This window comes from Streptacidiphilus sp. EB129, from assembly GCF_041262645.1.
GTDB lineage: Bacteria > Actinomycetota > Actinomycetes > Streptomycetales > Streptomycetaceae > Streptacidiphilus.
The window spans coordinates 92,480-110,308 of the sequence record NZ_JBGCCS010000012.1 but is presented as its reverse complement, the minus strand read 5'-3'; the positions used below and the strand labels follow the sequence as shown (position 1 = coordinate 110,308).

General features: G+C 70.8%; 16 protein-coding genes and 1 pseudogene. 4 read left to right on the top strand and 13 right to left on the bottom strand.

All coding sequences use genetic code 11. The annotated features are described in order from the left end of the window. Nucleotides 1-108: 108 nt before the first annotated feature. Nucleotides 109-921, top strand: a complete 813-nt coding sequence (locus tag ABH925_RS17195) for a VOC family protein (RefSeq protein ID WP_370148801.1) — start codon at nt 109-111, stop codon at nt 919-921. A gap of 58 nt (nt 922-979) precedes the next feature. Here ABH925_RS17195 and dacB read toward each other — a convergent pair whose 3' ends face one another. From dacB to ABH925_RS17175, 4 genes and pseudogenes are all read right to left on the bottom strand, one after another. After that, nucleotides 980-2,581, bottom strand: a complete 1,602-nt coding sequence (gene dacB / locus ABH925_RS17190) for a D-alanyl-D-alanine carboxypeptidase/D-alanyl-D-alanine-endopeptidase (RefSeq protein ID WP_370148800.1) — start codon at nt 2,579-2,581, stop codon at nt 980-982. 233 nt (nt 2,582-2,814) lie between these two features. Next, entirely contained in the window at nt 2,815-4,041 is a 1,227-nt protein-coding gene (locus ABH925_RS17185) for a serine hydrolase domain-containing protein (RefSeq protein WP_370148799.1), read from the bottom strand. 167 nt (nt 4,042-4,208) lie between these two features. Then, entirely contained in the window at nt 4,209-4,676 is a 468-nt protein-coding gene (locus ABH925_RS17180) for an HIT family protein (protein ID WP_370148797.1), read from the bottom strand. A gap of 187 nt (nt 4,677-4,863) precedes the next feature. Continuing rightward, nucleotides 4,864-5,100 (bottom strand): annotated as a pseudogene (locus tag ABH925_RS17175) (HD domain-containing protein); the annotation flags it as partial. 76 nt (nt 5,101-5,176) lie between these two features. Between ABH925_RS17175 and ABH925_RS17170 the strand changes: the two are divergent. Beyond that, complete coding sequence (locus tag ABH925_RS17170) at nt 5,177-5,806, top strand: hypothetical protein (RefSeq protein ID WP_370148796.1); 630 nt, start codon at nt 5,177-5,179, stop codon at nt 5,804-5,806. 37 nt (nt 5,807-5,843) lie between these two features. On the opposite strand, the gene ABH925_RS17165 is transcribed toward ABH925_RS17170, so the two are convergent. Next, nucleotides 5,844-6,521, bottom strand: a complete 678-nt coding sequence (locus tag ABH925_RS17165; RefSeq protein ID WP_370148794.1) for a hypothetical protein — start codon at nt 6,519-6,521, stop codon at nt 5,844-5,846. A gap of 392 nt (nt 6,522-6,913) precedes the next feature. Between ABH925_RS17165 and ABH925_RS17160 the strand changes: the two genes are divergently transcribed. Further along, entirely contained in the window at nt 6,914-7,888 is a 975-nt protein-coding gene (locus ABH925_RS17160; RefSeq protein ID WP_370148792.1) for an NADP-dependent oxidoreductase, read from the top strand. Between the two features lie 45 nt (nt 7,889-7,933). Here ABH925_RS17160 and ABH925_RS17155 read toward each other — a convergent pair whose 3' ends face one another. The 4 genes from ABH925_RS17155 to ABH925_RS17140 all read right to left on the bottom strand — a co-directional run bounded on the left by ABH925_RS17155 (nt 7,934) and on the right by ABH925_RS17140 (nt 12,227). Next, the gene (locus ABH925_RS17155; protein WP_370148790.1) at nt 7,934-9,046 is read right to left on the bottom strand and encodes an ABC transporter substrate-binding protein; all 1,113 of its coding nucleotides are present in this window, start codon (nt 9,044-9,046) and stop codon (nt 7,934-7,936) included. Between the two features lie 197 nt (nt 9,047-9,243). After that, nucleotides 9,244-10,161: a pentapeptide repeat-containing protein gene (locus tag ABH925_RS17150; RefSeq protein WP_370148789.1), complete on the bottom strand. Its 918-nt coding sequence runs from the start codon at nt 10,159-10,161 to the stop codon at nt 9,244-9,246. Between the two features lie 630 nt (nt 10,162-10,791). Continuing rightward, nucleotides 10,792-11,622 (bottom strand): ABC transporter permease, encoded by an 831-nt coding sequence (locus ABH925_RS17145; protein WP_370148787.1) that lies wholly within the window; start codon nt 11,620-11,622, stop codon nt 10,792-10,794. Then, on the bottom strand, nt 11,619-12,227 hold the full coding sequence (locus tag ABH925_RS17140) for an ATP-binding cassette domain-containing protein (protein WP_370148937.1): 609 nt from the start codon (nt 12,225-12,227) through the stop codon (nt 11,619-11,621). Before ABH925_RS17140 ends, ABH925_RS17145 begins: the two co-directional genes overlap by 4 nt. 271 nt (nt 12,228-12,498) lie before the next feature. Here ABH925_RS17140 and ABH925_RS17135 point away from each other — a divergent pair, with 271 nt between their 5' ends. After that, nucleotides 12,499-13,698: an alpha/beta hydrolase family protein gene (locus ABH925_RS17135; RefSeq protein ID WP_370148785.1), complete on the top strand. Its 1,200-nt coding sequence runs from the start codon at nt 12,499-12,501 to the stop codon at nt 13,696-13,698. Nucleotides 13,699-13,838: 140 nt separating this feature from the next. Here the strand turns inward: ABH925_RS17135 and ABH925_RS17130 are convergent, their stop codons facing one another. From ABH925_RS17130 to ABH925_RS17115, 4 genes are all read right to left on the bottom strand, one after another. After that, nucleotides 13,839-14,792 carry an MASE1 domain-containing protein gene (locus ABH925_RS17130; protein ID WP_370148935.1) on the bottom strand — a complete coding sequence of 318 codons (954 nt, stop codon included), beginning with the start codon at nt 14,790-14,792 and terminating at the stop codon, nt 13,839-13,841. Nucleotides 14,793-14,858: 66 nt separating this feature from the next. Further along, complete coding sequence (locus tag ABH925_RS17125; protein WP_370148783.1) at nt 14,859-15,683, bottom strand: PP2C family protein-serine/threonine phosphatase; 825 nt, start codon at nt 15,681-15,683, stop codon at nt 14,859-14,861. 244 nt (nt 15,684-15,927) lie between these two features. Continuing rightward, nucleotides 15,928-16,827, bottom strand: a complete 900-nt coding sequence (locus ABH925_RS17120; RefSeq protein WP_370148781.1) for a GNAT family N-acetyltransferase — start codon at nt 16,825-16,827, stop codon at nt 15,928-15,930. A gap of 163 nt (nt 16,828-16,990) precedes the next feature. Continuing rightward, nucleotides 16,991-17,824 carry an MBL fold metallo-hydrolase gene (locus ABH925_RS17115; RefSeq protein ID WP_370148779.1) on the bottom strand — a complete coding sequence of 278 codons (834 nt, stop codon included), beginning with the start codon at nt 17,822-17,824 and terminating at the stop codon, nt 16,991-16,993. Nucleotides 17,825-17,829: the final 5 nt, after the last annotated feature.

Here is a 17,829-nt window from a genome sequence, read left to right as displayed (position 1 = left end):
GGGCCGGGCGGAACCTCCGGGCGATGTCAACGAGTGGAGCCCGCGGGTCGCCGTTCCTACAGTGGGAGGAAAGCAGACCATCCAGGACATAGCGGAAGAGAGTCGATCATGACCGAATTCCCGGAAGGCGCCCCCTGCTGGGCGGACGCGATGTTCAAGGACGTGGGGGGCGCCAAGACCTTCTACGGCGAGGTGCTGGGCTGGACGTTCGGCGACGCCGCCAGCGAGTTCGGCGACTACACCCTGGCCTACCGCGACGGGAAGGCGGTCGCGGCCATCGTGCCGCCGATGCCCGGCGGTGAGGAGCCCGTCTCGCAGTGGACCCTCTACTTCGCCTCCCCCGACGCGGCCGCCACCGCGGAGAAGATCAAGGCAGCCGGCGGGGAGCTGGTGATGGGGCCCATGCAGGTGGGCACCTTCGGTTCCATGGTCATCGCCAGGGAGCCCAGCGGGGCGCTCTTCGCCGTCTGGCAGCCGGGCGACCACCAGGGCTTCGAGAAGGTCGGCGAGACGGGCTCGTACTGCTGGGCGGAACTGGTCACCCCGGACCCCGGCAAGGCCGACGCGTTCCTGACCAAGGTCTTCCCGTACGGCTCCCAGCGGATGGAGACGGGTGAGGACCCCGCGACCGGCATGGACTACCGGGCCTTCAACCTGGGCGGCCCCGAGCACCCGGTCCTCGGCCGGATGAGCACGGGCACCGTACAGGGAACGCAGGCGCCCGCCCGGATCCGGGTCTACTTCGCGGTCGACAACTGCGACGAGGCCGTCGACAGGGCGACGAAGCTGGGCGGGCAGGTCCACGACGGGCCCATGGACAGCCCCTTCGGCCGCTTCGCCGAGCTCAGCGACCAGCAGGGTGCCGCGTTCGTGGTGATCGACCCGGGCACCACCGTCGGCGAGATGCCGACGATGACCTGAGTGCCGGAGGGTCATGCCGTCCTGAGGGAATGGTGGTGCGAGCCGTCGCCGCGGGCGATCAGTGCGCGGTGGCGTCCTCCGCGGCCTGGACCTGGAGGAGGCCGGCGATGCGGGCCAGGTCGTCGCCGCCGTCGATGACGCCCTGGATGTCCGGGACCGAGGCTCCGTTCATGACCAGGTAGAAGGTGTAGAACCGCCCGCCACGGACCTCCAGGTAGCCGCCGATACTGAGGGCACCCTCGGCGATGCGCTGGTTGACCGCGTCCTCGCCGGCGACGGTGCCGGTCTTGGCCCAGACCTTGCCCTTGCCGGGGCAGTCGGAGCTGCTCGGGCAGACGAAGGCCAGCAGGCCGTCCACGCCCATCAGCGGCTGGGCCTTGCGGAACCGTGCCGCGTCGGGGGTGTGCGCCCAGTACCGCAGAATCTCGTTCTCCACGCGCGGCGTGACGCGGTCGTTCGGGTCACCGCCGCGGCCGTCGAGCAGGTTGACCTGGGTGGGGTCGATCCCGGCCTGCACCAGGAAGGAGTGCAGCACCGGGAAGCCGTCCCCGCACTGGTGGCTGTGGGCCGTCACCGCCATCAGGCAGACGGTGAGGTTGGCGCCGAGGTTGTGGCTGACCTTGAAGATCAACCGCGCGTACTGCCAGAACTGCGGGGAGACGTACGCGGCCACGCGCGGCGTGCCCGTGTAGGAACCCGGCAGCAGCGAGACGGGGTTGGCGCCGGTCGGCGCCGCGGTGACGCTGACCCCGGCCCGGGCCAGCGCCTCGATCAGCGCGGTGCGGCCGAAGGACTCCGGGTCCTGGACGGACGAGACGCGCAGCTCCGGCTGGGAGCCGGCGGCGATCGTGCCGGACAGGTGGATCCGGGTGCCGTCGGGGGACGCCGTCACGGTGATGGCGGACGTCCCGCCCGCGGCGACGGTCTGCACGCTGGAGGTGACCTGGTACGGCGCGACCTGCGGACGCCAGCTCAGCTTGGCCTGGTGTCCCGGCGTGGTCGCGGTGGTCAGCAGGTCGATGAGGTTGTCGTTGATGATCAGCGGATTGGGGGCGGGATCGAGTGGCGGGAAGGTGGTGAAGAGCCGGGCGTCGACGACGACGTTCCCCCTCACCTCGGTGATCCCCGCGGCGCGGACCTGACGCGCGATCTGGTCCAGCCCCGCGAGCGGGTTCTCCGGGGTCAGCGTGGCGCCCGGGGCGTCGTTGGCGTAGGTGTGGTCGATCGGGACGTAGTCCACCGACCCGTCCGGCTTGGTGCGTCCGCCCATGGTGAGGTCGCCCTGGGCGACCAGGGACAGCGCGCCGGTCAGTACGGATCCCCGGCGCGTGCCGAGCGCCTGCACGGGCGTGGTGAACCGGTGGTCGCCGCCGAGCGCGTGCCAGGCGCCGGAGACGGCGAACAGCTTGGCGGTCGAGCCGGGGAGGAAGAACTGGTCCGGGAAGTCGGAGTGGACGACGTTGCCCTGGTCGTCCAGCTCCAGCAGGCCCCACTGGGAGTGCACGTAGGGGGCCTTGTGCATGATCGCGGTGATCTCGGGCCCGAGGTCGTCCCCCGTCCCGGTCGCGGACGACGGCGCCGCGCCCGTCGTGAGCGCGAGGGCCAGCGCCGCCGTGACGGCGGTGGCCCAGCGGCGCCAGGGTCGAGCGGTCACGTCCATGCATCCACCGTTCCGGCCGTGTCCCGGCCATGCCCTCATCGCTCTGTCGTGGCCGCGCCGCAGCTGCGGCGCGACATGGCACGTGTACCTCGGCCGTGGCCGGCGGCCACGCTCCGACCCCGCGTTTCACCCACCCGGGCCCACGCCCGCGGACCTGAGGTTCAAGCCGCCCGGGCCCCCAGGTCGGTGATCAGTCATCAGCTCCGGTCAGCAGCTGCAGTCATCAGCTCCGGTCACAGGACGATGGTGGGGGCGGGGATCGGATGGTCCGGCGCGAACGCGGCGGCGATCTGCGAGGCGATCACCTCGGCCGTGTTGACGTCGGGCGAGCCGGGACCCTTGGTGGTGGAGACGGCGATGGCCAGCCGCTTGCTCGGCAGGTAGGCCTGGATCGCCGCATACCCGGCGAAGGACGGGTTCTGGATGATCCAGCCGTTCTCCACCAGGACGGTGAAGCCATAGTGCAGCGCCTCGGTGTTGTGCAGGCACACCGTGGACGGGCACTTCTTGGTGGGTCCGCCGAGGCCGACAGTGCCCGGGTCGAGCTGGGTCCGGAAGCCGCTCGACGAGAGCAGTTCGCCGGTACCGATGGCTTGCGCCGAGCGGGCCAGGTCGCAGATGTCGGTGGTGATCACCGCGCCGCGCGCGGTCGTCCACGAGGGGTTCCAGTAGGTGGACTCCTCGTAGATGGTGCGGTCGGACGTGAAGGCGTGCAGCACCGGCTCCGGGATCTGGGGCGTGAAGTCGTTCCGCGTGTTGTGCAGCCCGAGCGGGCCCATCACGCGCTGCTGGAGCAGCTGGTCCAGCGGGGTGTGGGTGATCCGCTCCAGCGCCTCGCCGAGCAGCACGAAGTTGCCGTGCGAGTAGCTCCAGTTGGTGCCTGGCTTGTACCAGAGGTGGTGGCTGAAGGGGTAGGCGAGCACGTCCTGGTCGGTCCAGTGGCGGAACGGGTGGGCCTCCAGCTCGGTCAGGAAGGCCGGGTCGGTGACGTAGTCGTGCAGGCCCGAGGTACTGGCGCCGAGCATCCGCAGGGTGATCCGGTCGGCGTGCGGCACCTCTGGCAGCCAGCGCGAGATCGGGTCGTCGAGACGCACCACATGCTCGTCCACCAGTTGCAGCAGCACCGTGCCCATGTAGGCGATGCCCACCGAACCGGCCCGGAAGTGCATGTCCGGCTCGGCCGGTACGCCCGTCATGGACTCGCCGAGCGCGGAGGTGACGAGTTCGCGGCCACCGACGGTGACCTTGAGGATGACCGAGTTGAGGCCGTACCGCGTTTTGCCCTGCTGGGCGATGTCGAGCACCTGCCTGGCCGGCCCGGAGTGCGGCTCCGGGGAGCTGACGCAGCCGTGCGGGAGGTGGCGGGCGCCCGGCCCGGCGGCAGCCCCCGCGGTGGCCGAAAGGCTTGTCGCGATCACGATGGCGGTGGCGAGGGCCAGGGCCGCTCTGGTGCGTGTCATGCCCGCACTATGTGCGGACGGACCCGACCGGACCCGGCAGGACACTCGCCCGGTCCTCCGTCCGGCGGACACCCGCCACGCCCGTGGCCGCTTCCCGGCCGCGTACGCCCACCCGGTTGCGCGAAGGCGGGATCGGCGCTCATCGGCGGCCGGGTGCGGCGGCCAGTTCAGTGCGCCGACGCCCTCAACTGCTCAACCAGGGAGGCCGCCTCTGCCTCGCCGCCGCGCGGCGCTCCGGGCCATTCGTCGACCCGGTCCCACCAGTACTCGCGCGGGGTCCCGGGATACCGGGGCAACAGGTGAACGTGCAGGTGGGGAACGCTGTCCCCGATGACTGCCGCGTAAACGTGCTCGGCACCGGCTACCTGGCGAAGTGCCCGAGCAGCCCGGGCGCACCACCGGCCCACGCTCTGCGCCTCCGCATCCGCGAGATCAGGCAGGCCCGGAGCATGCCGTCGGGGTTCCACGAACAGGTGACCCAGGTAGACCTCGCCGGGAGCCCCAGGAGCACGCGGCGACAGATGAGAGACAACCACGAGTTCGTCGACCCAGACCGGCCCTCCGGGCATCAACGTCGTCCCCTGATGCTTTGCGCAGACAAAGCACTCCTTCGGCGCGGCCTCGTCCATCGTCATGGGCAGCATGTTGACGGCGCCGCGCGCTGGCAGCACGTCAAGTTGCGAACATTTGACCTGCCCCCAGCGGATCATGAGGAAGGGAGAGTGTCACGGTGACGGCGACGGTGATGGCGATGCGGGCTGACGGCGGCGGCTTACTGGGCGGTGGGGTCTCTCCGAGGGCGGTGCGGAGCCAGTCGAGGGAGTCGGTGGCCAGGAGGGCGTCGGCTTGGCCGGAGTACTTGTGGCCGAGGTAGTTGACGTCGCCGGTGCGCGATTCCTGCGAGTCGTGCCATACCGCAAGCAGGGCCGCCTTGGCAGGGTCGGCGCCTTCGAGCTGGGCGATGACGGAGGCGATCAGGGAGGTGCGCCAGGAGTGTTCGGCGACGCTCTCGGGGTCGCGGACTCCGGCCATCCACCAGCCGGTGCGGCGGGCCTGTTGTGATCAGCATATGGACTACGCGGCTCCCCGGCGCGCCGCTGTGGCGTGGATGTGGTGGTCGGCGAGGATGGGGCCCATGGATTCCCAGACCGTTGTACGTACGCGCCGGGCCCTGCACGCGGTGGCGGAGACGTTGCTGGCCGGCCCGCAGTACCGGACCAGCGGCACGATCAGGTTGGAGGCCTGCCCGGGCGGCTTCGCCACCCGTTCTGAGCCGTGGCTTCGGGTGGTCGGCGCCGAGTTGGTGGCAGCCGGACGGTACCTGCCGCTGGTACGCACCACCTGTGCCGTACTGGCGGCGGAGGTCGGGGTCGCGGTCGGCGCTCCGGCCGGGCTCTACCAGGAGGGGGCGGGCGTCGGCAGCGAGGAGGTCATCGACGTCGATCCGGCCGCCGCCGAGTGGCTGGCCCGCTGCTTCGCCATCGGCGATGCGGCGCTGCGCGGGACGTTCCCCGGCAGCGACCCGGTCATCTGGCCCGAGCACTTCGACATCGGCGTAACCGTCGACGCGGCCAACTACGGTGTCTCGCCGGGCGACGACTTCCAGCCGGAGCCGTACGCCTACGTCGGCCCGCACGCCGTGCAGCAGGGGGAGTTCTGGAACGCCCCGTTCGGCGCCGCGCGCACGATCCGCGATCTCGGCGCCGTACGCGGCGTGGCCGACTTCTTCTCCCACGGCCGTCAACTGCTCGCCGGAAGCGCCTGAGACGGATCTCAGGGAGCGCCGTCGCGGTAGGTGATCGTCAGCCGGGAATGGAACTCTCGGTCATACGCGGCCTGCCGTCCCAGCGCCATGTGGTGAGACGAGGGTGTCCGGGCAGTTCGGCGCGTCCGGTCGCCCACAACAGGGTGGGCCACGGATCCGTGGCACTCGGCGCGTTGGGAAACAGCCGGGCGAGCACCCGCGAGCACAGATCGGCAGGCGGACTCCAGGCGAGCCCGAGCCCTTGCGCCAGGTCGTGCATGTGCACCAGAGTCTCCACGACCCCCATCGCGGCGAAGCCCTCGGGGTCCGAGATTCCGAAGCCGTGGTACGCGCGGGCCTCCGGAGGCGTCGTACGCACCATGGCAACCAGCAGCGCACCGCACGCCTCCAGCACCTGCAACAGGCCCGCGGGCCCCGCGGCCCGGTCCGCGTGAACGGCGTTCGCCGGGCCGCCGGGCCGCCGCCGCTCCCACACGAAGGGCACCTCACCATCCAACGGCGGTGTCCTGGGCCCCAGTTGCGCGGCATACGCAAAGAGATCGTCGCTGAGGTGCTCGACCGTCTCCCAGCAGTCCCATTCCAGCGAACCGGCCATGCCCTTCCAAGCCGCTGGGGGCGCCTTGCGAAGGACTGCCACCGCGAGCTGCACGGCAAGGCCGAGGTCGTCCGCGGTGACGGGGGACGGGGAGGGGCCGTTCTCGGGCGATCGGATCATGGCAGGACCCTATCGAACGCACGAGCAGCAACACCGTCCCCGCCACGACGGACCGAGCAACCCAGCGAGGTTTCGGTCACGCTCCCTGAGGAGCTTCATTCGTCGGCGACCTGCCGCTGTCCGTCAAGATCGCCGCCGGCTATGCGGCCCACCGTCGGAACGAGTCGGGCGACGGAACGCAGTGACCAACGCACCCGACCCTCCGATCAGTTGTGTCGCGGCCTGGAACCCAACCCGACGAAGCAGCACCGCGTTCTCCACGATCACCTGGTTACTTTCCAAAAGGAAGTAGTTCCCCTTGCAGGTAACCACAGCTCCGGGCATAGGTTCGTTCTCGTCAGCAGGGAGGCCACCAACGGTCTTCCGCGCGATGTGAACCCGGGAGATGACGTATGTCCGCAGACAACAAGATGATGCGAGCAGTGGTCCAGTACGGCTTCGGTGGCCCGGAGGTGCTGCGGGTGGAGGAGGTGCCCCGGCCCGAGCCCCTGCCGACGGAGGTGCTGGTGCGGGTGCACGCCGCCGGCGTGAACCCGGTGGACTGGAAGACGCGGCGCGGGACCGGCATGTCCGGGGTGCTGGGCGAGCCGCCCTTCGTCCTGGGCTGGGACGTCTCCGGCGTGGTCGAGTCCGTCGGCTTCGGCGTGACCACCCTCAGCGCGGGCGACGAGGTGTACGGGATGCCGTGGTTCCCCCGCGCGGCCGGCGGCTACGCCGAGTACGTCACTGCTCCCGCCCGGCAGTTCGCCCGCAAGCCCGCCACCGCGAGCCATGAGCAGGCCGCCGCCGTGCCGCTCGCGGCGCTGACCGCCTGGCAGGCCCTGGTGGACACCGCCGACGTGCGCGCCGGACAGCGCGTGCTGGTCCACGCCGCCGCCGGCGGTGTCGGCCACCTCGCGGTCCAGTTCGCCAAGCACCTCGGCGCGCAGGTCATCGCCACCGCCAGCAGCGGCCGCCACGCCTGGCTCCGGGAGATCGGCGCCGACGAGCTCATCGACTACACCGCGGTCCGCTTCGAGGATGCGGTCCAGGACGTCGACGTCGTCATCGACCTGGTCGGCGACGCCCATGACAGGACCAGCCTGCGCTCGCTCGAGGTGCTGCACCCGGGCGGCCTGCTCGTCGCCATCCCGGGCGGGGTCTCCCCCGAACTGGCGGACGCCGCCAAGGCCCGCGGGGTCCGGGTCTCCCCGTTCCTGGTGGAGCCGGACGGCCCGGCGCTGGCGCGCATCGCCGACCTCATCGACGCCGGGGACGTCGTGGTCGAGGTCGAGGAGGTCTTCCCGCTGGAGCAGGCCGCCGAGGCACACAGGCGCGGCGAGGCCGGCCGCACCCGCGGCAAGCTCGTCCTGCGCACCACCGTCTGACCCCGCGCCGAGAAGGGAGCACCCGCATCGGGCCTCCGGGTTCTGTCAGCCGGTGTGGAGGATCCGAAAGCGATCGGGGTCCGCCGGATCTCGATCAACAACTTGGACAGGCGTCCAGGCCCATTGCCACACGCTGATGCCTGGCCTGCGGGAGAACCGGATCAGCCCGCGGGTGCCTTCGACTGCGACGCGCGGCCACGACCCGGCGGTGCGCGCCCGGTCCGGGCCGTGAGAACGCAGCACATCGGCAAGGACGGCGACCGTGTCGTAGCCCTCGAAGGCGACGAAGGAGGGCGCTTCGGCCAGCCGCTCGCGGAGGGCGGTCCCGACGCGTGCACCGAGGGGGCTGAGGCGCTCGGGCAGGTAGCGCAGGAACGGGATCGCGGCGCCGTCGTCGCCCAGCAACCGCGCCCATTCGGTGAACTCCGGTTGCCCGGCCGGAGCACCGATCATGATCTCGGCGAGGCGCCGGTCGCCGCGGACGGCCTTGACGATCGACACTGCCGGCTCCGGGGAGCCGGCCAGCAGCAGGAGGGCTGTCACGCGACTGTCGACGAGTTCGTCGCACACGGCCGTGGGGGCGAGCGCACGCAGGTCGAGTTCGACGACGGTGCCGCCGCGTGGAGCGAGACGGTCCCGCAGAATGCGGGCCCCGGAAGCCCAGTAGACGCTCGACTCGGTTGCCACGGCGATTCGGCTGTGACCCGCGCCGAGGAGGAAGTCTGCATAGATCTGCCAGCCGTGGGACTGCGCCGGGGCGAGGCGCGCGACCCATTCCGTCGGCTGTTCGGTCAGCGCGTCGAGAACCGCCGACGAGCAGAGGAACGGCAGGCCGAGAGCGTCTGCCCTGGCGGCAGCGGCGCGAGCGACGACGCTGTGGTACTCCCCCGCCAGGGCGGCAACACCCAGGTGAGCCAGTTCATCGACGGCCGCCGCGGCCCGCTGCGGATCAGCCGCGGTGTCGCGGACCACCAGTTCGAGTGGTCTTCCGACGATCCCACCGGCTTCATTGACGTCGCGAACGGCCAGCTCAAGTCCAGCGAGCAAGTGACGGCCCGCCTCGACCCAGCCAGGCCGGGTCAGCGGAACGAGAGCGCCGATCTGGACGGATGATCTGTCAGTCTGCCCCGCCCCAGGTGACGATGGTGGCGTGATCATGCGTCGGCCTCTCCTGTATGACGATGCGGCTGCAGGTCACGCGGATCGTAGAGTGGCAAGGCCCGGTGGCAAGCGCTCAACTCATCTCGCCGTGGCGGGCGCGTCTGGGTGACCATGCCGGACATTGCATCCACCACCATCGCCCGCACGCAACCGATTTCTTCACCGAGCTGCCAGGATGGGCGTCACCTCGGATATCAGGTCAGCGCGGGCTCTCGTGGAACATCCCAGAGCCGGGCGTCCTCGCCGAGAATCCGGAAGACTCCGGCGGTGACCTCCACGGAGCGGCTGCGGATGTCCATGTAGAGGTGCGCGGGCCATTCGGTTCGAAGGGACCAACTGACGCCGACGAGATCGGCATCGTCGAGGTGTGCCCCCGTCAGGTCGGCGTCAGTGAGATCGGCGGCCGTCAGGCTCGCGGCGGTGAGGTCGCCATTGGTCAGTCGGGCGGAGGAGAGGCAAGCGCCGTCCAGGGTCGAATGCGAAAGGTCGGCGCCCGCCAGGTCGACATCGCTCAGGAACGCCCCCGTCAGATTGGCTCTCCCGAGCCGGCCACCGCGCAGCACCGCCCCATTGAGCACGGCCCAGCACAACTGCGCCTGGCGTAGGTCCGCTCGCTGCATCGCCGCGCCGGACAGAATCGCGTAGTTCAGGTTGGACTCGGCGAGCAGGGCCCCCTGCAACTGTGCATCCGCGATATGCGCATTGACGAGCTGCGCCCGCACCAGGCTGGCCCCGCTCAGGTCCGCCCGGTAGAGGTTCGCCTCCTCGAGCGAGGCGTCGGAGAGGTCGGCACGCCAGAGCTCGGCATGGCAGAGATTGACGTCAGTCATGATCGCGGTTCGCAGGTCCACATCATGGAGCAGCGCCCTCGCCAAGCTTGCGCCGGTCAGATCCGCGCCCTTGAGGTTCGCGCCTCGCAGGTCGGCATCGGCCAGTTCCGCGTTGTAGAGATCGGCACCGGGCCCCGGCAGGTCGAGCGGTTCGAAGGCCAGCGCCGCGCGAAGCCAGGTCCGGAAGCTCTCACCTGGCGCTCGGTTCGGAGGCCTCTGGACCGGTGAGCAACCGCGAAGGACTTCTGCCGCTGTCGTTCGTCGGGAACGGTTACCGGACACGACGCCTCCTGCGGCGGACGGGGGCGCCGACCTGTGCGTCAACTCCACCACGGACCGGCGGAACGATCGGCCGCCGCCTCATCAACGGCTGTCCCTGGCCAACCGAGGGAGGGAACAGCTCCGGTCGCGACGGGATCCTCCTGAACATCTGCTGAAGGATCTTGGGTGCCGCAACCCCGACGGCCAGCGCCGCCACCGGTCCCGCCACCTGTCCCGAGGCGCTGCATGCGGCCGTGACGATCACACCGACACCGAGGCGTATCAGTACGGCGACGGCGTAGGGAGCAACCTTGAGATGGCCACGGTGCTTCCACGGGAAACCGCCTACGGAGTCGATCACTTCGTGGAGAGTCCAGCCTTCAAAGGCGGCGGCACCCCCAAGCCCCCACAGGCATGCAGCCCACATATGCATTCTGGCAACTCCTCGTACCTGCCTCGCCGTGTGCGCCTCAGCGAGCCTCCGTGAGTCCCCATCCTGAACAACCCACCCCCGACCGGGCCAGCGCGCTCCTGCCATTTCCCCCGATCCGCGACAACTGATGCCGATCGGTGCCAGCGATCCCGCCGGACGTGATAGCTTGCGCACCCCCCGACTCGTGCCGACCGGCGTTCCGCCCGGCGTGCGGATGGTCAGGCAGGTTTGGAGTAGGGCGTGGTGGCCTGAGAGCGTCGGCTGTGGGGGATGCGGGGGTGTCGGGGGAGGGCGTTACGGGTGCGGCGGTGGAAGGCCAGGAGGCTGATCAGGGCGGCGGCGGTGAACCACAGCAGTTGGATGCCGAGGTAGCCGGGCAGGGCGGTGGTGGAGAACCCAGCGGCGGTGCCGACCTGCATGGCCCCGTACGAGGGCAGTAGCCGCACCACCGGGCTGTTGGAGACGGAGTTGGCGATGGGGTTCTGCAGCCCGACGTCGATGACGCTGATCATCACGATGGCGAACATCCCCTCGACCTCCTTGCGCAGCAACGAGCCCAGTGCGACGCCGAGGGCGCCGTAGGTCATGGCCGCGCAGAAGAGGGCGGCGGCGAGAAGGAGGGGCTGCCGGGGCGTCCAGAGCAGGTGGATGAGCGCGGTGGCGTAGACGGCGACGGCTCCGGAGGCGAGGGTGAGGGAGGTGATCTTGGCGAGGAGGAGGTGGGTGCGAGGGTAACCGGCCAGCGCCAGACGGCGGTCGAAGCCGCCGCCGGAGAAGGCGGAGGCGTACATCATGAAGCCGATGATCAGCGTGACCGCGTTGAGGGCGCCGGTGATTTCGGTGAGCTGGTTGCCCGCAGGGGTCAGGATGCCCCCGGTGGCGCGCAGCCGGAACCTGGTCTGCTCGTCGGGGATGGACAGATAGGCGAGTGCGGTCCACATGGGGATGAAGGCGGCGATGAGAACCATCGCGAACCGGTTGCGCAGATGTTCGGTCAGCGCGTACCGGGCGGCGGTGACGAACAGCCTCGCGTGTCCTTGACCCGTCATGCGACCCGCACTTCCTGTGCGGGTCGCAGCAGGCCGCCTTCCAGGCGCCAGAGTTCGTCCAGGCGGGCGGTGTCGTAGGCGAGGTGGGAGACGACCAGGACGCTGCGGCCCTCCTGGCGCAGAAGTGCGGCCAGGTCCCAGAAGCGCCCGTAGGTCTCCCAGTCGAAGCCCTGGTAGGGCTCGTCCAGCAGCAGTACGTGCGGGTCGTGCATCAGGGCCAGGGTGAGGTTCAGTTTCTGGCGCGTGCCGCCGCTCAGGGTGCCGACGCGCTGCTGGTCGTACTCGCGAAAGTGCAGCTGGTCCATGACTTCTTCGGCCCGGCGCAGATGCGGGAGGTCGTAGGCCGCCCGGAGGAACTCCAGGTGCTGGCGGACAGTGAGGGCGTCGTTGAGGACGGCCGCCTGCGGGCAGTAGCCGAACCTGCCGTGGTGGCGGACCGTGCCCCGGTCCGCTCGCAGTTCACCGGAGAGGATCTCCAGCAGAGTGGTCTTTCCCGCTCCGTTCTCCCCCACGATGCCGACCAGTGCGCCCTCCCGGAGCCGCAGGTTCACGCCGCGCAGCACCGGGCGACGACGGTAGGCGTGGTACACGCCGCTGACCTCCACCTCGATCCCCGTTTCCACGTCATTTTTCCCGATCGTGCCGACGGTTTGGTCAACTCCGTGCCTCGTGGCGGGGACACGGTTTGGGTGCGGGTTGCCGTGGTGAATCATCCGATCCGGTGATCGCCGGTGGGTTGCCGGGCCACAGCCTCCTCCCCGAAGGGGCGCCGGCTCGCCTCAGGGACGTCTCCCGGCAATCCCCTAAGGGCCCCGGTCCGCTCCATCCACCTCTGAGTTGACGTCAACTTGCCTGTGTGCAACCTAAATTGCAGCAATGACGGGAATTCCTCGCGCCGCCGCACCGGCCGCGCTCGCATTTGTCCTCGCCCTGTCCGTCGCCACGGCGGGAGCCGCCTCCGCAGCCACCGCTCCCGCCACAGCTACGGCCACCGGCACCGCGGCCGCCTCGCGGGGCGTCGGCGTCCAGTTGGCGCTGCCGCGCCCCACCGGCCCGCACGCGGTCGGGCTCAGCACGCTGCACCTGGTCGACAGGGACCGTCCGGACCCCTGGGTACCCGCCGCCGGCCCGCGGCAGCTGATGGTGTCGGTCTACTACCCCGCACGACCCGACACCGGCGAGCCCGCTGAGTACATGACCACCGAGGAAGCGCAGCTCCTGCTGCAGCGACAGGTACCAGGAGCCGGCATCCCGCCCCAGGCGGTCAGCGACGCCCGTACCTGGGCACGGAACGACGCCCGCCCTGCGCCCGGCCGCTTCCCCCTGGTGATGCTCTCCCCCGGGTACACCATGCCGCGCTCCACCCTCACCAGCCTCGCCGAGGACCTGGCCAGCCGCGGCTACGTGGTCGCCCTGGTCAACCACACCTACGAGGACTCGGGAACCACCTTCCCCGACGGCCAGACCCTCACCTGCGGCACCTTCTGCGACCACCTCCCGCACGGGTGGCCGGAGGTGAACCGGATCCGGGCCACGGACATCTCGTTCGTCATCGACCAACTGACGGAGCACCACTCTCCCTGGCACTACGCACACATGATCGATCCGCAGCGAATCGGCATGGCAGGCCACTCCGTCGGCGGCAGCTCCGCCGCCTCGGCCATGGCCGCCGACCCGCGGGTGCGCGCCGGGGTGGACATGGACGGCACGTTCGACATCCCCATCCCCGCCACCGGCCTGGACCACCGCCCCTTCCTGCTGCTGGGCACCCAGTCCGGACACTCCCCCGGCGAGGACCCCTCCTGGGACAGTGCCTGGGCAAACCTGAACGGCTGGAAGCGCTGGCTGACCGTCAGCGGCACCGAGCACGTCAGCTTCACCGACCTGACCGTGCTCGCCTCCGAGCTGAACATCCCCATCCCGGGCGCGACCGTCCCCGGGCAACGCGCGGCGGAGCTCACCCGCTCCTATGTCGCGGCCTTCTTCGACCTCCAGTTGAAGGGCATCCCCCAGCCCCTGCTCGACGGTCCGTCACCGACGAACCCGGAGGTCACCTTCCAGCAGCCAACCCCGTAAGCGCCCAGCCCGCTCGATCTCGCAGGCTGTGGCCGGGGCCAGGTCCGGGGCGGTTGCGAGGACGCGGCCGCCTCTCGCATGCCCCCAGGACCGACGCCGCCACGAACGTCTCCGCCAACCGATCGGGGCCTTCTCGGCGGTCAGCGGTCGTGCGGTGCCAGTCGGGCCACGACCTCGGCCAGCGCCTCGCACGCCTGTTCGATCTTGCGGTAGGTGCTCTGCTGCTCGGTGACAACCGCCGCCAGCAGCAGTGTGGTCAGCGCCGCTGCTCCGTTCAGCGCCTGCAGGGTGACCATGATCTCGAAGATGTTCTCGTGCGCGAACGGCCCGGTGCGGTCGGTCGCGGCCACGATCGTGACCACGGACACCAGCAGGACGCACGGCGCGGCACCGACCAGCTGGAACCGCAGGGCAGTCCAGATCAGCAGCGGGAAGACGAGGAAGAGCAGGTCGAGCGAGGTCATGGTGACCAGGACCATGGTGGTGGCGGTGGCAGCCAGCACCAGTACCGCTTCGGCCCATCGGGCCGCCTCGGTATCCCTGGGCAGCCGCACCGTACGGGCGACCAGCAGCAGCGGTGCGATCACCAGCACGCCCATCGCGTCGCCCGCCCACCAGGCCGACCAGGTGGACCAGAACTCGTGCAGCGGCACCGAACCGGCGAGCACCAGGGCGGTGCTCCCAACGGTCGCACTGACCAGCATCCCGCCGAGGGCTCCCAGGAAGACCAGCGCCAGCCCGTCCCGCAGCCGGTCCATCTCGATCCGGAAACCCGCACGCCGGAGCATCAGACAGGCGCACACCGGGGCCAGCGTGCTGCCGGCGACGATCCCCGCGGAGGCGGGGCTGAACGGTCCGATCGACACGATGACCAGGAACTCGCCCAGCGCGATCCCGGGCCAGATCCGGAGCCCGAGCGTGAGCAGGCAGGCCACGGCGATGCCGGTGGGCGGCCACAGCGGCGTGACCTTGGCCCCCGCCACGACCACCTGCCGCAGCAGGCCGATCCGTCCACCCGTGAAGTAGGCGGCGGCGACCGCGAGGATCAGCAGTCCTGCCGTGGCCGGACGCCGGAGTCCCTCGTATCGCAGCACAGCAGACATCAGACAACGATCCGGCACCGACTCCGGCCGTGACACGCGCAGCAAGGCCCTGTTCCCTCACCCCGCCCCGCCGGGCGGCGCGTCGTGGCACAGCACCAGGACCGCGGCGTCATCGGTGTGACCGGTGAGGTCGGCCACCTTGATCACCTCTGCCGCCAGCTCGCCCGGCTCGGCGCCGACCCCGGCTCGGACCACTCGGGTGACCTCCTCCAGACCCGCCTCGATCGGGAACGACGGCCCCTCGACCACGCCGTCCGTCAGCAGGACGAACGCTCCGGGCTGCAGCAGCTTGCGCCGCGTCACCGGATACACCTCACCGGGCAGGATGCCCAGCGGTACGCCCCCCTCGCTGCGGCTGATGCCGCAGCTGCCGTCGGCGGTGGCCCAGACCGCCGGCACATGGCCGGCCCGGGCGCCGGCCAGCTCCCAGGCGACCGGGTCGAAGCAGAGGAAGCTGCAGGTCGCGAAGAGCGCGGACTCCATCGACAGCAGCAGGTCATTGGCCCGGACCAGGACCTCACCAGGGTCGGCGGCGGTGGCGGCCACCGCACGAAGACCGATCCGGACCTGCCCCATGAACGCGGCCGCCTCGACGTCGTGGCCCTGGACATCGCCGATCGAGAAGCCCAGAGCCCCGCCGGGCAGGGCGAACCCGTCGTACCAGTCGCCGCCGATGTCCAGACCGTGCCGGGCGGGCGCGTAGCGGGCGGCGGTCCGCAGGCCCGGCAGCTGAGGCAGCGCGCCAGGGAGCAGCCCGCGCTGCAGGGCCTCCGCCAGCTCCACCCGGGCCTGCTGGAGTTCGGCCCGCTCCAGCGCCTGGGCGGCGAGCCGTCCGAGCTCGCTCAGCAGGTCGTCGGCACTTGCGGGATGGCGTCGGGTCATCGACCCTCCGAGCTGCGTCGAATCCCTCGGCCGCCGCCGCGTCACGCGCCCGGCCTCGGCCGCTGGAGTTACCCAGCCGACCGGACCGGGCGGCGGGGCCGGTAACCGTGCCGAGCTGGACTCAGCCCGTCCATCCTATTTCCGAGGTGCGCGCTCCGCTTGGCGGGCCGCATCTGCGGCTTTGTCGGGACTGCGGCTCTGTCGGAACTGCGGGTTCGTCGGAACTGCGGGTTCGTCGGAGCCTTCACCCGGACGGGGCTGCGGCGATCCGCTTCTCGAACCAGTGGTCGGCATAGGGCTCGTCGTTGAAGGCGGCGACCTCCTGGAAGCCGCAGGAGTGGTACAGGCCGATCGCGGCGCCGAGAGCCTTGTTGGTGTCCAGGCGCAGTAGGTCACGGCCGTGCGCAGCCGCCCGCGCCTCCAGTTCGGCCAGGAACCGGCGGCCCAGGCCGAGGCCCCGGGTCCCGGGCGCGACCCACATGCGCTTGATCTCGGCCGGGGCGCCGGGCGGCAGCTTCAGACCGGCGCAGCCGACGGTCTCGCCGTGCAGCCGGGCGATCAGGAACAGCCCGCGCGGCGGCCGGAGTTCGCCCGCGTCGGGCAGCAGGCTCCGCGCGGGGTCGAAGCCGGTCTCGAAGCGCTCCTGCAGCTCGGCGAAGTAGGAGCGCAGGCAGTGATCGGCGTCGGGGTGGTCCGGATCCACGGCCTCCAGCGTGACCGTCCCGGCGGTCAGCAACCGGTCGACCTCGGCCATGGCGGCGACCAGCCGGGCGCGCTGGGCGGTGTTGAGCGGCTCCAGCAGGGAGTCTGCCAGCTCGTCGCTGCGGCCGTCGAGCACGGCGCGCTCCGCGCGGCCCGCGTCGGTGAGCCGGACGGTGCGCACCCGTCTGTCCCGGGGCTGCGGCTCCACCGTCACCAGGCCATCGGTCTCCAGGGAGCGCAGCAGCCGGCTCACGTACCCGGAATCGAGCCCGAGACGCTCGCGCAGCCGCCGTACGTCCTGGCCCTGCTCACCGATCTCCCAGAGCAGCCTGGCCTCACCGACGGGCCGGTCGCGGCCCAGGTAATGGTCGTGGAGCACACCCACGCGTTCGCTGACGGTGCGGTTGAACCGCCGGACCTGGTCGATCTGCACCCCATCCATTCTCTGACTCTAGTCAGAGAACTAGTGCATGACCAGAGGCACGCGCGACGGGGCGAGCAGGCCGCCGGTCATGCTCGGCTACAGGGTGCCCTTTTTCGCGGCCGGACCCGCGACCCGGCACCAGCGCTCGCGCAGCACCTGAACCTTGTCCTACGCCAGGGCGCTAGCGGATGCCTGCGGCGGTGGCGTGATGCGCCGCCGAGGTCAGCCCGCGGGTCCAGGGGTCGCCGTGGCCCGGCAGGACCGTGTCGATGTCGTGTTCCGCCATCCGGTCGAGTGAGGCGAGTGCCGCCTGACTGTCCTGGGTGAACGCCTGGCAGATCACGCAGGGCCCGCTGCGGCCGGCCACGCTGTCCCGGGTGACCAGGGCGTCCCCGGTGAATGCGACGGACGCCTGCGGGAACAGGAAGGTGGTGCTGCCGTGGGTGTGTCCGGGAGTGTGCATCGCCAGCGGGCGCCCCGGGACCTCCAACCGCCGGTCGTCGCGGAAGGTGTGGAGCTCCCGCACCGCGGGGACCCGCAGCGCCCCACCCCGGGCGAGGTGCAGCGGTGCCCGCAGGCCGATCGGGCGGCGGACCGCGTAGCGCAGCAGGGACCGCTCCGGTTGCCAGACCTTGCTGAGCCGACGGGGCGCGGCCAGGATCGGGGCGTCGGACTCGTGCACCCACACCTGCGCGCCGGAGACGGCGCGGACCCGTTCGGCGAGTCCGATGTGATCGGGATGTCCATGGGTGACCAGTACCGCCGCGATGTCCGTGGGCCGGCGTCCGAGGGTGCGCACCGCGTCCAGCAGGGCGTCCCAGTGCGCGGGGAGTCCGGCGTCCACCAGCACGAGGGCCGAACCGGCCTCCACCAGGTAGAAGTTGACCAGATGGTCGCCGAGCCGATGCACGGAGAGCCCCGAGGACTGGTGAACCCTGGAGGACGGGGAGAGCTCGGACGACGGGGAGGGCACCGCACCGCTGGCGGGCCCGGCGGGCATCGAGATGGCGCTCACCGTGC

What these genes read in the sequence shown, in the direction of transcription:
- ABH925_RS17165 (WP_370148794.1), bottom strand. Translation starts at nt 6,521, where the DNA reads ATGATCCGATCGCCCGAGAACGGCCCCTCCCCGTCCCCCGTCACCGCG.
- ABH925_RS17120 (WP_370148781.1), bottom strand. Translation starts at nt 16,827, where the DNA reads ATGGATGGGGTGCAGATCGACCAGGTCCGGCGGTTCAACCGCACCGTC.
- ABH925_RS17185 (WP_370148799.1), bottom strand. Translation starts at nt 4,041, where the DNA reads ATGACACGCACCAGAGCGGCCCTGGCCCTCGCCACCGCCATCGTGATC.
- dacB (WP_370148800.1), bottom strand. Translation starts at nt 2,581, where the DNA reads ATGGACGTGACCGCTCGACCCTGGCGCCGCTGGGCCACCGCCGTCACG.
- ABH925_RS17170 (WP_370148796.1), top strand. Translation starts at nt 5,177, where the DNA reads ATGGATTCCCAGACCGTTGTACGTACGCGCCGGGCCCTGCACGCGGTG.
- ABH925_RS17180 (WP_370148797.1), bottom strand. Translation starts at nt 4,676, where the DNA reads ATGACGATGGACGAGGCCGCGCCGAAGGAGTGCTTTGTCTGCGCAAAG.
- ABH925_RS17125 (WP_370148783.1), bottom strand. Translation starts at nt 15,683, where the DNA reads ATGACCCGACGCCATCCCGCAAGTGCCGACGACCTGCTGAGCGAGCTC.
- ABH925_RS17145 (WP_370148787.1), bottom strand. Translation starts at nt 11,622, where the DNA reads ATGACGGGTCAAGGACACGCGAGGCTGTTCGTCACCGCCGCCCGGTAC.
- ABH925_RS17155 (WP_370148790.1), bottom strand. Translation starts at nt 9,046, where the DNA reads ATGATCACGCCACCATCGTCACCTGGGGCGGGGCAGACTGACAGATCA.
- ABH925_RS17135 (WP_370148785.1), top strand. Translation starts at nt 12,499, where the DNA reads ATGACGGGAATTCCTCGCGCCGCCGCACCGGCCGCGCTCGCATTTGTC.
- ABH925_RS17160 (WP_370148792.1), top strand. Translation starts at nt 6,914, where the DNA reads ATGTCCGCAGACAACAAGATGATGCGAGCAGTGGTCCAGTACGGCTTC.
- ABH925_RS17195 (WP_370148801.1), top strand. Translation starts at nt 109, where the DNA reads ATGACCGAATTCCCGGAAGGCGCCCCCTGCTGGGCGGACGCGATGTTC.